This window comes from Flavobacterium sp. DSR3-2 (assembly GCF_049896525.1).
Taxonomy (GTDB): domain Bacteria; phylum Bacteroidota; class Bacteroidia; order Flavobacteriales; family Flavobacteriaceae; genus Flavobacterium.
The window spans coordinates 385,001-400,149 of sequence record NZ_JAFCUM010000002.1; the positions used below are offsets into that span (position 1 = coordinate 385,001).

A 15,149-nucleotide genomic window follows, 5' to 3' on the forward strand; every position below is an offset into this window, starting at 1 on the left:
TAAATTAAAAATATTAGTAAATAGCTTTTTTAATTACCATTTTGTTTTCGTCAGAGGTGATTTGAATTAACAGGGTCTGCTCTCCAATATTGAGATTTTTCAGAACAGTTGTACTATCATTTACGTTTTCTTGTTCTAAAATCAACCTTCCTCTAATGTCGAAAACGCGCACGGTTTTGAGGATTGTTTTGCCGGCATCAATAGTTAAATTTCCATTTTGCTTGAATACAATAATCGAATTTTCATCGAAAACTGATTTTTTTATTTCAAGTGAAATACTGCTTCTATAAATAATTTGAAAACGGGTATTAAATGTTCCACTAGGTGATTGAAAAGAATAAGCAGCAGCTTTGATGTCCTGTTCAATACCTGTGATGTTGTCTTTTAACAATATATCTTGTTTGTTAGCAAATAAACCATCAACATGATCAATTGCAATAGTAAAAGTACCCGCAGCGTTAGTTTTGAAAGTAAGCGGTACAATGTCCGTATCTTTAAAAGGCAGGCTTCTTCCCTGAATCACAAATTCTTCATTTTCTATCAGCGAGTTTAAAGCCGTAGCATTATCATTAATATATCTTCCATCTATTGTAGCATCCATTCCTGAAGTTGCTTTTGGCATGTAAGCAATCAACATTTGGTTTATCGGCATGGCATCTTTGGAAAGATTCAGCCAAATTCGGTGCAACTCCGTTTCTTTAATTCTCAAAAATTGATTAGCATTATTGGCAACACGCATTGCATTTGTAAATAAAATTGTAGTGCCCGTTGCTTTCGCAACAAATCCCTGACCCACCTGAATAATTCCGTTAGGTACAATGCTGCTTAGACCTCCTGCATTAGCAGTTCCTCCGGCTGTGGTGTACGAGGCATAAGAAGATGTTGCTGTATTATTCGTTTTTCTCCAAAAATATAATGCTTCAGTAATATTATTTGTTGAAATAAACGTGTTCGCATTTATGGAAGAAGGATATGGATTCCCGATTGCATGATAAGCATTGTTTGTGACGGTTATGTTGTAATTCCCATTATTAGGAACGCCTTGAAACTGACCTTCCCAAATAGTAGGCAAAGTAGGATGATTATTTGGCATACGAATTAAGTAACCAATTCCGCTAACAAAATTGTTTGTTGGAACGATGGTATTGTACAAATTTGTACTTGAATTGTAAGTGTAAAAACGATTGGATAGGGTCGCTGATGAGAACGGCTGTAATTGTTGTCCAGAAACCGGAGAAGACCACAGTACATAATCCAATAATTTTAAGTCTGAAGTTTTTCTTTTTACATTTATGTTACCGAAGTTACCATTGGTGTTTTTGGTTTGTAATAGGTTTGCGTTGTTTTCAAATGTTAATGACGACCCCGGTGCAACAGTTACATCTGTTGATATGTTAACGTTTATCCCGGAATTTACTAAAACAACTGCATTGTTATTTACGGTGAGGTTACAGGCAGCAACATCAGCTGCAGGAGTATAATTACCTGATATAATAAGGTGTTTTGTTGCCTTAGGTATTCCATTAGACCAAGAGGAACCATTCCAGGTGGTGCTCTCAATAATTACATTTTGATTCACGTTAATTGATTGCCCGTTTCCGTCATTAAAGTTCCACGTTACTACTGTAGTTCCAGGAGCAATAATAGGGAAAGTGTTAGTAGTTGTTCCAGTTATTGTTCCGGCACACAAATCAGACGTTGCAGGTGCAGTAGGCGTCACTTCACATTGTCCGGTTAGGTCAGCCAGTAAAGGAGAAAGAGGTGCAGTGGTATCATCAATAATTACATTTTGATTCGCTGTTATTGCCTGTCCGTTTCCGTCATTGAAAGTCCAAGTTACGATAGTAGTTCCTTGAGTGGTGATTGGGAAAGTGGTCGCAGTCGTACCTGTAATTGTACCTTTGCAAACATCCGTTGTTGTAGGTGCATTAGGTGTTGCTGAACATTGTGCGGTAACATTGGCTAATGTAGGGATAACAGGTGGTGTTACATCTTTTATTGTAACATTTGAAGTACATGTGGATGTTTGTCCGTCAGCATCTTGTACCGTAAGAGTTACATTTTGTATTGTATTTGCATGAGTACAGTTAAATGTGTTAGGAGAAACAGTAACGGTTATTATCCCTATATCATCTGTTGAACCATTATTGACATCAGAAGTCAAAACAGTCACAGATCCAGCGCTGGATAATGTCAATATTGCATCTTTACATGCAGCAACAGGTGGTGATGATTTTATTTCTAGTATCTTGAAATTGTCGAATGTAAATCCAGTAAAGGTAGTATTATATCCATGATCGCGATTGTTTGAATCAGTTCTTAATATGAATCTAAATCTAACATTTGCTTTATTAAATAATCCTGAATTTTCAGTATTATTTATAAAGAACTCTTCAAGTAACCATTTATTTGACTTATTTCCATCGTATAAAGGTTCTCCATCAGGTTGAAATCCTTTATCAGTAGAAGTTTTTGATGTTGATGTTAATGTTGTAGAATAATCATTAGTTGCTAAAGTAGAACCAGGTTTTGTATATTTTCCTTTCATAGGAATCCAAGTTGTTCCGTCAATAGATCCTTGTAACTCAACGTAATCAAAGCTTCTTTCTAAGTCCCATTTTGTATCAAATTGTATCACAATTTGCTGTTTTCCCACTAAAGAGATAGGTGTAGTTTGGGTTAAATTTGTAGTAGTAAGAGCATTTGCGTATGGTACTGTTGTACTTGCTGTAATTCCATTTGTCGCTCCAAAACCATCAGAAGTCACTGACCATCCGCCAGTAGTAGGGCTTGCTGTCCAGCCAGAACTTGTAATAGAGGTGGGATTTGCAGCTGCGGTAAATAGAGCTGTTGGATTATAATATTTTTCTAGTCTTGTTTTGTATATAATGTATTTTCCATTCGTTAAAGTAACCTCAAAGACTATTTTTTCCTTTGCCGCTATACTAGAATTCAAGACAAATCCAACATTAAGATTTCTCTGTTCTAAAATTGTCATTCCAGTTTGAATACCAACATTACTGACTGATATTATGTTAGATGAAATAGGCGTAACTGTTACAGTGAAATCCCCAACTGTTTGCCCGACTCTTTCCAATCCAAAGTTTAATGAACCCGAAGTACTTGTAATATCTGATTTTGATAAATCGTGAAGTTTGGCGTATGTGCCGCTGTAAAATCCTGCAATAAAATTCATTCTCATAGCCCGTTTAGATATAGCAGTAATATTTACAGGGTCAGGCCAAAAACCATTGTTTAAATAAGCCGCTGTCGATTCACCTTGAGCTCCATTCTCAGGAGTCCAACAAAGTGTAGACTTTCCAGAGCCACCGGACATCCAGTCATTGCAATTGCCATTATTCCAATAGCTTATATTTGGACTAGATCCGTACGCATATCGGTTATATTGGGTCATATCATGCGAATATTGATAATATTCATTTTCTCTGCCAGTTTTTACGCCACTATTTGTTTCAATATTATCAGTTCTGTAAAAAGCTGCTCTTCCATGAAGTACAGCATTTTTATAGGCATGATGGTTTATGGATGTTTTAAAATCGTGAAGTAAGAAAAACTCTTTAATGGAATTAGTTTCCGCTTCAGAAAATCCTCCTGTTCCTCTGTATGTGTCATCACAACCATTGGGAGATGATCCTGTATTATCATAACCCCAGTACGTTCCCCAGTTTCTGTTTAGATCAATTCCATCAAGGTATGTTGTACATGCCCCAGTTTCTCTTCGGTTTTTTCGTTGCATTCCGCCACCAGACGGTGATTGAAGTTGATTGAATGCTAATCCATCTGGGTTTACTATTGGAATAAAATAAAGAGCATGATTATCAACTAGGTTTTTCACATCAGAATCAGTTGCATAATTTTCTAAAAGATACCACATATAATACGTAAGATTCATTAAGCTAGCTACCTCTCTGGAGTGGGTCATTCCTGTGTAAAGGGTTTCAGGCTTAGTTCCTGAAACTGCTGAATTAGAAATCTCAACAACATAAATCGGCCTGCCTCCTGTAGTAAGTTGATTTGTTGGTGAAGTGTTACTTTTTATCGTTATTAAGTTTGGGTATAATGTATGCATTAGGTCTAATTGGGCGTAAGTTTCATCTACAGTTAAACAACCACCAAACGAAGCTCCTAATTGGTAGTTTGTTGGAACTGCCCAATCAATTTCAGTGTTCTCAAATCGATGAGTTATGTTACCATAAGTTGTTGCTTTCAAACTACTATTTTTATTTGTCAACTTTTTCAACTTTAACAATCTTAAAGTTGATTTCGCTACAGGTAAATTTTTGATAGCTCTTTTTGAGTAAAACTTTTCCATATCAGCAATTACAACTTGATAAAATGTTAATTTTTTAATTTTAGCCTCTTCATATGATGATACTTCAATAAGTAAATCTCCATTAGAATCAAGTTGAACGCCACAATCCAAATCCAATCCGCTTTTACCTAATTTATTTATTAAATCAGAAGATGGCTTTGGAATTTTAATTTTCTTGTAAATTTCATTAGGTATTTTCTCAATAACATTATTTGATTGAGCGTATGAAAAATAGCTAAAAAATAAAATGGTAAAGAAACAAAGAGTAATTTTTTTCATAAAATTTTAATTTCGGCAGCAAAAATATATTAATATTTTAACATTTCAAATAAAATCACCGTCAAAAAGAACTATTTATCCGATAAAAGTGTTTTTTTTTGTTAAATTTTTTGTGAAATGCATTTTTATTACGAATAAAATTTAAAATGAATTTAATTAAATTTTCTATTTTAAAAAATTTTATTGGTCTTATTATTCTTAAATGACTTTTCTTTATGTGCATCTTAATTTCTTCAGAATAATTAAATTGAATTGCCAAATGTTATTTCAACTTTTTAATTTAATTTTAGTAATTTGCTACACGATAGACCTAAATTTATAATCTGCGCAAACAATGTTTCTAATTGTCACTAAATATTTAATTCCCAAGGGCTATCATGGATTGGCTTTATTTCCTTTTGTATTTATAAAATTTAGTGTGGATAAAGAAAATATGGTTTTTTTAAATCATGAAAAAATCCATCTTCGACAACAATTAGAGTTGTTGATAGTTCCTTTTTTTATTTGGTATTTTATAGAATATTTTGTTCGAGTAGCTCAGTATAAAAATGCTGACTTAGCGTACAGAAACATTAGTTTTGAAAGGGAAGCTTATGCGAATGAATCTAATTTAGAATTTCTAAAAAAGAGACCTTTTTTTAGTTTTTTTAACTATTTGTTTTTGGAAAAATAGTGTTTATTTAAAAACAAATTATACTGCATTAAGATTTTTACACTTTGCTTTTAGTTGTCATTCTGATTTCTTTTCGCTAGGACTTTTTACGCCTTAAAAAGTATCAATCTCCATCAATTAACTCTTTTTTTGTTGAAATTTTTTTTACTGTGCTTTGTCATTATTTCACCTTTCTTGTAAATTTAATTATGTAAGAAATTATACAATATATATTTAAAAATATGTATTTAAACGATTTTTTATACTTTTTGTCGGTAATATTGCTCTTTGCTATTGTCTTTTTTTTGTAATTTTATATGAAAATATTAATCATTACATCCTTTTATAAATATAAATAAATAAAAAGACTACAAATAATTAATTTTTAAGCTTAATAGTTTCATTTTAAGTCGTAAAACTCTTTGATTTAATTTAAAGCCATACCGTGTTAAAATAATAAATAATATTTATAAATTAACTTAATTCATATGTTTATGCACTCAAAAATACTTAAAAAATCACTGCTTATTGTGACTGGAATTTTATTTCAAAACAATGTCAGTGCCCAGATGTATATAAGTCCTAACAGTTATATTTTTGCCAGTAACGAAGTTGTTTTTATCAACCAACAATTAGAACTAAATGCAGCTACCAGCAATTTTTATTTGAGGGAAAATGGACAGCTTTTGCAAGGATTAACTTCCATTGGTACAAATAAAGGATTGGGTAGTTTATCTGTTTTTCAGGAAGGAACAACTAATAATTTTCAATATAATTACTGGTGTTCTCCAGTGGGAGCAACGAATATTACTCAGGGAAATTCTCCTTTTGGAGTGACCCAACTTAAAGATGTTGCCAGTTTGATTACCTTTAATGAGCCATCAATATTACCAATGAATAATTATAATGGTGCCGCGAGTCCTTTAGCGATAGCCCCATACTGGATAAATAAATTAACCATTTCATCGAATTACTCCAGTTGGATTCAGGTAGGATCTAATTCCAGTTTGAATGCTGGAGAAGGATTTACAATGAAAGGAACTTCGGGAACAAATGCGACAACAGTAAACGGGATTCAGAACAATCCGGGAAGTAAACAGCGCTATGATTTTAGAGGAAAACCGAATGATGGCGTTATTGCAATATCCGTTGCAATTGAGCAATTTACTTTGACAGGAAATCCGTATCCGTCAGCAATTGACTTATCCGCCTTTTTAATTGGCGAAACAAATTGCACCGGGATTGCTTATTTTTGGGAGCAAGATCCAACAGTTAATTCTCACTTTATAGCGGATTACAAAGGGGGCTATGGGGCTTTTGCTCCAGGTAATTTGGGAAGTGCCGGGGTTTATACTCCTGCTACTTTTTATTCGTATGATGGTTCCGGAAATGAAGGATCAGCAGGCGGATCAGGAAAAAATTATGAAAAACGTTTTTCGCCAATTGGTCAAGGTTTCTTAATCGATGGAAAAGCAAACGGTTTTGTTCAAATGAAAAACAGTTATAGAGTATTTGTCAAAGAAGAATTAAACAGTTCATTAGCCAAGTTGGCGGGGAATATTACTACACCAAAAATCAATACTGGTTACATGGCTAAAACACAATCTTTATCAGGATTTGATTACACAACAGTAAGTTTAGCACCCACTCCACAAATAAAATTCAATACGTTGATGAACAATCAAGGAGTGCGGCAATTGGCTTTAACCTTAATTCCTGAAGCGACTGATGGAATTGATCGTGGTATGGATGCCATGTCTTCGAGTGATAGTACACCGGCAGATGTTTACTTTGTTTTAGAAGGCGGGGATTTTGTTATTAATGCAATAAATTTTGACATTGATAAAAAAATCCCCATTGGTTTTAGAAATGATAGAGCCGCTAATTATAAAATTACAGTAAAAGAAATAGTTAACTTTACGGGAGTAAGTACGGTTTACTTACACGACAAAGTAAAAGATTTATTTTATGATATTAAAAATGACTTTCATGAATTAGATTTGCCGGCTGGAGAGAATAATACTCAGTTCGAAATTACCTTCAAAAGCAACTCAACTTTGGGAGTCGAAGAGGCAGCCAAGGAGAGTTTTATGATTTTTCAAAATAATTTAACGAAAAATTTAACAATAGATAATCCTTTATTGATGGATCTTGAGACCTGCGGTTTATACGATGTAGCGGGTAAATTAATTTTTGTTAAAAAAGATTTAGGGGTGGATACTTCGTACAAATTTTCAACTTCAGGTTTAGGGGATGGAATTTACATTGTAAAATTGACCACGAAAGACAAATTAGCGGTTGGTAAAAAAGTGATTATTAAAAACTAAAATTCAGAAATGAGAAACACAGAAATGCAATCCATGGAGGTTGCACTTTTTATAATAGATTAATTTTATCTTTGTAAAAAATAAAACAGTTTGAATCAAAAGTTAATTACGGTGTTTCCGAACTTTATTTCAGTGCAAATCAAAAGGGAGGATTTGATCCATCCATTTGTTTCGGGTAATAAGTTTAGAAAACTGAAGTATAATTTGCTTCAGGCGAAAGTAGAAAATCAAGAAACGCTGTTGACTTTTGGAGGAGCTTTTTCGAATCACATTGCCGCGGTAGCTTTTGCCGGAAATGAAAAAGGATTTAAAACTATCGGGATTATTCGCGGAGATGAATTATCGGGTAAAGTTTCTGAAAATCCCACTTTATTATTTGCGCAAAATTGTGGCATGCAATTGGAATTTATTTCAAGAGAAGATTACCGCTTAAAAAGTGAAGGTTCTTTTTTGGAAAACTTAAAACAAAAATTTGGGGGTTTTTATCACATTCCAGAAGGCGGAACAAATGATTTAGCCATCAAAGGATGTGAGGAAATACTAACTTCGGAAGATGCGGATTTTGATTACATTTGTTGTTCAGTAGGGACTGGCGGAACTATTTCGGGAATTATTAATAGTGTTTTACCGCACCAAAAAGTTTTAGGATTTCCTGCTTTAAAAGGTGATTTTTTAAAAGAGGAAATTCGTAATTTTGTCCAAAATGACAATTGGGAGTTAGTAACGGACTATCATTTTGGTGGATACGCGAAAGTTACTGCAGAATTAATTGTGTTTATCAATCACTTTTATCTAGAAAATCAAATTCCTTTAGATCCTATTTATACTGGAAAGATGGTTTTTGGCGTTGTAGATTTGATAAAAAAGAATTATTTTCCTGCAAAATCAAAAATTTTACTTATTCATACTGGTGGAATGCAGGGAGTTAAGGGAATGAATATGAAATTAAAAAACAAACAATTACCAACACTAGATATCTATGTTTAAAAAAATCCTACTAATTTTTATAACGATAACGATGGTAGGCTGTAATGCCTCAAAACCAGTTATTACAACAACAAAAAAAGCGCCGTTAAAACCAAAAACGGAAATAGTTCGTAAAGTTAAAAAGACAATCGGTACAAAAGCATCAGTTTTAAAGGTGCCTGTAAAACAGCCGATTACAACAAATCCACCCAAACAAGTATACACAAATCAGGTAACGGAAGTAATTGTATCCACTTCACAAACAGTGGTTAGCAGCGATGTTGTGGCTAATTATATTACTAAATTTAAAGATATTGCAATGGATAACATGAAAGTTTATGGTATTCCTGCAAGTATTGTTTTAGCTCAGGGAATATTGGAATCTGGTGCGGGAAGGGGAGATTTAGCAGTAACCGCTAATAATCACTTTGGTATAAAATGCCATGAAGGCTGGACCGGCGAAAGTGTAAAACACGATGACGATGCTGCTCAGGAATGCTTTAGGAAGTACGATAATGTATCGGAGTCATACAAAGACCACGCACTGTTTTTAACTGGCAGAAGTCGATATTCTAAATTATTTGATTGCTCAAAAGGCGACTATAAAGCTTGGGCGAGAGGACTTAAAGCAGCCGGTTATGCGACGGACCCAAAATACCCGGATAAGTTAATATCATATATCCAACGATACAAATTGCATCAATATGATGATCAGGTTTTAGAGGTGGATTATGTTTTGAAATCCAATCAAATGATTGAAGACTTGAAAATTGAACCAAAAAATTCAAAAATAAATAGAGATAAGAATCTGATTTCATACGTGGTGCAAAAAGGAGACACGTTATATTCTATTTCAAAAAGATTTAATTTAGAGATAAAAGAGTTAAAAGAAAAAAACAATCTGGTAGAGAATGCGCTTTCAATTGGACAACAGTTGGAAATTTACCAATAGTTTTATTCTTTGAAATGTATCAAATATAAAATCCAAATTTTAAATGTTATATCAAAGAAGTAGTCAGCTTTTTGCTGAGGCAGAAAAAGTAATTCCAGGAGGCGTGAACTCGCCGGTAAGAGCATTTAAAGCAGTAGGCGGAACGCCAATTTTTGTAAAAAGTGCCAAAGGCGCATATTTGTACGATGAAGACGGAAACCGTTTGATTGACTATATCAATTCATGGGGACCAATGATTTTAGGACATGCTTACGAACCAGTTGTACAAGCTGTGATTGAGAAAGCGAAGTTGGGAACCTCGTTTGGAATGCCAACAGAATTGGAAACACAAATTGCAGCTTTGGCTGTGTCGATGGTCCCAAATATCGATAAAATCAGATTTGTAAACTCCGGTACCGAAGCCTGTATGAGTGCTGTAAGACTGGCTCGCGGTTTTACCAAAAGAGATAAAATAATAAAATTTGCAGGCTGTTATCACGGTCATTCGGATTCGTTCTTAATACAGGCGGGAAGCGGAGCAATTACTTTTGGTTCACCAAATAGTCCGGGAGTAACTGTAGGAACGGCCAAGGATACTTTGCTGGCACAATACAATGATTTAGAGAACGTAGCTACTTTAATCGAAGCAAATAAAAATGAAATTGCTGCCATAATCGTAGAACCTGTTGCGGGCAATATGGGTTGTATACCGCCTAATAAAGGCTTTTTGGAAGGCTTACGCCAATTGTGTACCGATAACGGAATTCTATTGATTTTTGATGAGGTAATGACCGGTTTCAGACTCGCCGCTGGTGGGGTTCAGGAATTGTTTAATATAGCGGCTGATATCGTTTGCTTCGGCAAAGTAATCGGTGGAGGATTGCCTGTTGGTGCTTTTGCCGCTCGTGCGGAAATCATGAATTATTTGTCTCCGATCGGTCCCGTTTATCAGGCAGGAACATTGTCTGGAAATCCGTTGGCAATGGCTGCAGGATTAGCGATGTTACAAGCGTTAGACCGTGATCGTGCTATTTTTCAAAGATTGGAAGAGAAAACAGCGTATTTGGCTGCAGGGATTGATAAAGTGTTGAAAGCAAATAACGTTACATTTACAATCAACAGCATTGGCTCGATGATTTCGGTTCATTTTGATGCTGCTCCGGTGGTTGATTTTCATACAGCAGCAAAAGGAGATAACGAAACGTTCAAGAAATTCTTCCACGGATTGTTGCAGGAAGGAATTTATATCGCGCCTTCCGCTTATGAAACGTGGTTTATTACTGATGCGTTAACGTATGAGGATTTAGATTTTACCATCCGAGCGATAGATAAAGTTTCGAAAACATTTTAAACGCAAAAAAGCCCCAATTTTGGGGCTTTTTTATAAAATAAGATGAAATATTGCAAGTGGACAGATTATTTTTTATCAATCATTCTTGCTGGTTTTCCGTCTTTATGGTGCACCATTCTTTTTTTCATTGCGTGATGTCTTTTCCCTTTAATGTCCTCCCATTTTTTGTATTGGTCAGCTGAAAGAATTTTTTTCATTCTTTCTTTCATCACAATTTGCTCGTCTAACATTTGATTTTTCTTAGCAAAAAGCTCGGCAGCAGTAAGTTGTTTTTTAGCCGAATCTTTGCTCGCTTTTCTCTCCGCCATTCTAGCATCTCTTTTGGTACTTTGTTCAGCAATAACTGTACTCATTTCTTTTTGCTGAGAAGCATTCAAATCTAATTCCAAAGTCATCTTTTTTAATTGCAATTGGTTTCTTTGCTCCAATGACATTTGCTCCTTTGTAGGTCTTTCTGTAACTACTTTTCTTTCTTGTGCAAAGCTTGTCATTCCGACAGCTAATAATGCAGCGATAAATAATTTTTTCAATTTGTGTTGTTTTAAGTTTTATGGATATAAGACAAGGGTCGGTTTAAAAAGTTTAATCGTTAACAAAAGTTTATCGTTTGGTTTACCAAGTTCAGTTAAAAAAACGGAAAGAAATACCGAATTAAGTATGATTCCAGTCATAATTAATGCGCTAATCTAATCGCAAATTTGTTAAACAATTCTAAAAACAAATTTATGTACAAATTAACTTTTTTTGTAGTTGCATTCGTAATGTTGACTTCATGTGGTGATAAAACCAAAACCAACGATGATTTTTCAAAAGATACTGCTGCACCTTCTGAAGAATCTGCAACAAATCCAACCGATGCGGTTGCGTATGATCCAAACAGAGGTATCGGAAAACACACCTCAGTAGATCTAGGCGATAAATTGGATGAGGCAATGGCTGCCGAAGGCGAAAAAATACAATCCGTTAAATGTTCTTCTTGCCATAAGTTGACCGATGAGAAATTAGTTGGTCCAGGATGGAAAGGCGTTACTCAGCGACAAAAACCAGAATGGATTATGAACTTCATCACTAATCCAGATCCAATGATTGATAAAGATCCAGCACTTCAAGCGCAACTGGAACTTTGTTTGGTTCGTATGCCAAATCAAGCTTTGACGGATACCGATGCCAGAAACTTGTTGGAATATATGCGTAAAAATGACGGAGTAAAATAATTTAACTCAAAATAACATGAACAATATTTTTATAAAAACAAGTCTTTCCATAGTCTTGGTCAGTGCATTTTTTGGTTCTTGCAGACCTAAAAATACTGCAGATGCCGTAGGAGGTGACGCAGCTCAAAAAGTCTATGTCGCTCCGGGAAAATATGACGAATTCTATAATTTCGTTTCTGGAGGTTTTAGCGGACAAATGAGCGTATATGGTTTGCCAAGTGCACGATTATTGAGAGTAGTTCCAATATTTTCTCAAGATCCGCAAAGTGGGTATGGATACAGTGAAGAAACAAAACCAATGTTGAATACCTCTCACGGTTATGTGCCTTGGGACGATCAGCATCATTTGGAATTGTCTCAAACTAACGGTGAGGTCGATGGTCGTTGGATTTTTGCCAATGCCAATAATACGCCCAGAATTGCCCGTGTGGATTTGAAAACGTTCAAAACAGTTGAAATAATTGAATTACCGAATAGTGCTGGAAATCACTCTTCTCCATTTATTACCGAAAATACGGAATATGTGGTAGCTGGAACCCGATTTAGCGTACCTACTGATAATGCTAACGGTGATGTGCCTATTAATACCTACAAAAAAAATTTCAAAGCCTATTTGAGTTTTGTAAAAGTAGGGAAAGCAGGTGAGATGGATATTGCTTTCCAAATTGAAGCGCCGGGAGTAAATTTCGATTTAAGTCATGCCGGTAAAGGCAAATCTCACGGTTGGTTCTTCTTTTCTTGTTACAATACAGAGCAAGCCAATACTTTGCTGGAAGTGAATGCTTCACAAAATGACAAAGATTATATTATGGCGGTCAACTGGAAAAAAGCGGAAGAGTACATTAAAGCCGGAAAAGGAAAAAAGGTAAAAGCTAAATACGTACACAATACGTGGGATGAAAAAACACATACGGCAAAGTCTGAAATGAGAACGGAAGTATTAGTATTGGATTCTAAAATATTAAAAGACATTTGCTACATGATTCCCTGTCCAAAATCACCTCATGGATGTGATATTGACCCTACGGGAGAATACATTGTGGGTAGTGGAAAATTGGCGGCTTTAATTCCTGTTTTTAGTTTTGACAAAATGAAAAATGCGATTGCTAAAAAACAATTTGATGGCGAATATGAAGGTATTCCGGTCATCAAATATGAAGCAGCGTTGTACGGGGAAGTTAAAAAACCGGGATTAGGACCGTTGCATACTGAGTTTGATGGAAAAGGAAATGCGTATACGACTTTCTTTGTTTCTTCAGAAGTGGTGAAATGGGACATTAAATCATTAAAAATTTTAGACAGAGTGCCTGTTTATTATTCTCCTGGACATCTTTCTATTCCTGGTGGAGACAGTAAAAAACCATTCGGTAAATACATGGTAGTTTACAACAAAATCACCAAAGACAGATACTTGCCAACGGGACCGGAATTAGCACAAGCTGCCCAGTTATTTGACATTAGTGGTGATAAAATGAAGCTTTTGTTGGATTATCCAACTATTGGGGAACCACATTACGCTCAATCTGCTCCCGCTGATTTAATCAGAAACAATGGTCAGTTAAAATTTTATAAAATCGAAGAAAACAATCACCCTTATGTTGCCAAAGGAGAAAAAGAAGCTAAAGTTATCAGACAAGGAAACCAAGTTCATGTTTACATGACTTCCATACGTTCTCACTTCGCTTCTGATAATATCGAAGGAGTAAAAGTAGGGGATGAGGTGTATTTCCATGTCACTAATTTAGAACAAGATTGGGATGTACCCCATGGATTTGCTATAAAAGGCGCTGACAATGCCGAGTTGTTAATCATGCCGGGTGAAACAGCCACTTTAAAATGGATACCGAAAAAAGTAGGGATATTTCCTTTCTATTGTACTGATTTTTGTAGTGCGCTGCATCAGGAAATGTCAGGATATCTAAGAGTTTCTCCAGCGGGAAGTAGTGTTCCCCTAACGTTTAGCTTAGGAACAAATATGCCGGCTAAATAAGAATCACTTCAAATTCAAGAGGGAACAAATTATTTAGTTTGTTCCCTTTTTTAATAAAAAAATCATGAATAATCCAAAAATTTCAACGCTTTCAAAGGTGATGCTTTTGTTGGTGATGGTGCTATTAGTGTCATCTGTTTTTGTTCCAATGTGGAGAATTGAATTGTCAGCTCCTCAATATCCCGAAGGTTTAGTATTGCAGTTGCATGCTAATAAAATTGGTGGAGATGTCGAGATTATTAATGGATTGAACCATTATATTGGCATGAAAACCCTGCATAAAGAAGATTTTATAGAGTTTACTGTATTGCCTTATATCATTGGTTTTTTTGCATTTTGTGCTTTGGCAGTTGCGATAATTGCAAAGAAAAAAGGACTTTATGCCTTGTTCATTTCATTTATTCTTTTTGGAATATTAGCAGGAGTCGATTTTTACCGATGGAATTATGAATACGGGCATAATCTGGATCCGAATGCGGCAATTAGAGTACCGGGGATGTCGTATCAGCCGCCATTAATAGGATACAAACAACTCCTGAATTTTGGAGCGTATTCTATTCCGGATATTGGAGGATGGATGTTAATTGCTTCGGGATTTTTATTGTTTTTATTGGTTATCAAAGAAACTAATCTATTGAATAAATTTAAAAAATCAAATACAACGGCAGCTTTGTTTGTCTTTTTATCTTTTTCTTTTTTTTCCTGCGCCAAAACGGAAGTGGTTCCCATTAAATTGAACGTTGATACGTGCGATTTTTGTAAAATGACTATCGCCGATGGTAAATATGCTGCAGAGGTGATTACTGAAAAAGGAAGAGTTTTCAAATTTGACGATATCATGTGCATGATGCATTATGAAAAAGAAAATGCCAACACAAAAATGACCGCTCATTATGTGAATGATTATACCCAAGATAATGTTTTAATTCCTGCCGAAACCGCTTTCTTCCTTTCCGGAGGAACGATTCAAAGCCCGATGAGAGGCGGCGTTATTGCTTTTTCTTCTGAAAATGAAGCAAAGGAATTTGGAATAAAATTAAAAGCAAAACCAGTTACTTGGGAAGTTGTAATTACAAAATAAAACAGTCGTTTTTTAAATCAGTAAG

Annotated in this window: 10 protein-coding genes; 8 read left to right on the top strand and 2 right to left on the bottom strand. The window is 35.0% G+C overall.

Annotation, left to right across the window (positions count from 1 at the left end; genetic code table 11):
* Positions 1-13: 13 nt before the first annotated feature.
* A complete protein-coding gene (locus tag ACP7AV_RS05230; RefSeq protein WP_426091037.1) occupies positions 14-4,612 on the bottom strand; it encodes a M14 family zinc carboxypeptidase in 4,599 nt (1,532 codons plus the stop codon).
* Positions 4,613-4,946: 334 nt separating this feature from the next.
* On the opposite strand from ACP7AV_RS05230, the gene ACP7AV_RS05235 reads away from it, so the two are divergent.
* From ACP7AV_RS05235 to hemL, 5 genes are all read left to right on the top strand, one after another.
* A complete protein-coding gene (locus ACP7AV_RS05235; RefSeq protein WP_426091038.1) occupies positions 4,947-5,285 on the top strand; it encodes a hypothetical protein in 339 nt (112 codons plus the stop codon).
* A gap of 473 nt (positions 5,286-5,758) precedes the next feature.
* Positions 5,759-7,591, top strand: coding sequence for a T9SS type A sorting domain-containing protein (locus ACP7AV_RS05240; protein WP_426091039.1), 1,833 nt, complete (start codon positions 5,759-5,761; stop codon positions 7,589-7,591).
* Positions 7,592-7,681: 90 nt separating this feature from the next.
* Entirely contained in the window at positions 7,682-8,578 is an 897-nt protein-coding gene (locus ACP7AV_RS05245) for a 1-aminocyclopropane-1-carboxylate deaminase/D-cysteine desulfhydrase (protein WP_426091040.1), read from the top strand.
* On the top strand, positions 8,571-9,509 hold the full coding sequence (locus tag ACP7AV_RS05250; protein ID WP_426091041.1) for a glucosaminidase domain-containing protein: 939 nt from the start codon (positions 8,571-8,573) through the stop codon (positions 9,507-9,509). Before ACP7AV_RS05245 ends, ACP7AV_RS05250 begins: the two co-directional genes overlap by 8 nt.
* A gap of 43 nt (positions 9,510-9,552) precedes the next feature.
* Positions 9,553-10,839: a glutamate-1-semialdehyde 2,1-aminomutase gene (hemL, locus tag ACP7AV_RS05255; RefSeq protein WP_426091042.1), complete on the top strand. Its 1,287-nt coding sequence runs from the start codon at positions 9,553-9,555 to the stop codon at positions 10,837-10,839.
* A 65-nt stretch (positions 10,840-10,904) separates the two neighbouring features.
* Here hemL and ACP7AV_RS05260 read toward each other — a convergent pair whose 3' ends face one another.
* Complete coding sequence (locus ACP7AV_RS05260) at positions 10,905-11,369, bottom strand: hypothetical protein (protein ID WP_426091043.1); 465 nt, start codon at positions 11,367-11,369, stop codon at positions 10,905-10,907.
* A 195-nt stretch (positions 11,370-11,564) separates the two neighbouring features.
* Here ACP7AV_RS05260 and ACP7AV_RS05265 point away from each other — a divergent pair, with 195 nt between their 5' ends.
* From ACP7AV_RS05265 to ACP7AV_RS05275, 3 genes are all read left to right on the top strand, one after another.
* Positions 11,565-12,053 carry a c-type cytochrome gene (locus ACP7AV_RS05265; protein WP_426064101.1) on the top strand — a complete coding sequence of 163 codons (489 nt, stop codon included), beginning with the start codon at positions 11,565-11,567 and terminating at the stop codon, positions 12,051-12,053.
* 16 nt (positions 12,054-12,069) lie between these two features.
* Complete coding sequence (gene nosZ / locus ACP7AV_RS05270) at positions 12,070-14,043, top strand: Sec-dependent nitrous-oxide reductase (protein ID WP_426091044.1); 1,974 nt, start codon at positions 12,070-12,072, stop codon at positions 14,041-14,043.
* Positions 14,044-14,107: 64 nt separating this feature from the next.
* Positions 14,108-15,124, top strand: coding sequence for a nitrous oxide reductase accessory protein NosL (locus ACP7AV_RS05275; RefSeq protein WP_426091045.1), 1,017 nt, complete (start codon positions 14,108-14,110; stop codon positions 15,122-15,124).
* The last annotated feature ends 25 nt before the right edge of the window (positions 15,125-15,149 follow it).

Bases quoted from the DNA above. Each gene is read 5' to 3' on its own strand.
- ACP7AV_RS05265 (WP_426064101.1), top strand. From the start codon at position 11,565: ATGTACAAATTAACTTTTTTTGTAGTTGCATTCGTAATGTTGACTTCA.
- ACP7AV_RS05275 (WP_426091045.1), top strand. From the start codon at position 14,108: ATGAATAATCCAAAAATTTCAACGCTTTCAAAGGTGATGCTTTTGTTG.
- ACP7AV_RS05235 (WP_426091038.1), top strand. From the start codon at position 4,947: ATGTTTCTAATTGTCACTAAATATTTAATTCCCAAGGGCTATCATGGA.
- ACP7AV_RS05240 (WP_426091039.1), top strand. From the start codon at position 5,759: ATGCACTCAAAAATACTTAAAAAATCACTGCTTATTGTGACTGGAATT.
- ACP7AV_RS05230 (WP_426091037.1), bottom strand. From the start codon at position 4,612: ATGAAAAAAATTACTCTTTGTTTCTTTACCATTTTATTTTTTAGCTAT.
- ACP7AV_RS05250 (WP_426091041.1), top strand. From the start codon at position 8,571: ATGTTTAAAAAAATCCTACTAATTTTTATAACGATAACGATGGTAGGC.
- hemL (WP_426091042.1), top strand. From the start codon at position 9,553: ATGTTATATCAAAGAAGTAGTCAGCTTTTTGCTGAGGCAGAAAAAGTA.
- nosZ (WP_426091044.1), top strand. From the start codon at position 12,070: ATGAACAATATTTTTATAAAAACAAGTCTTTCCATAGTCTTGGTCAGT.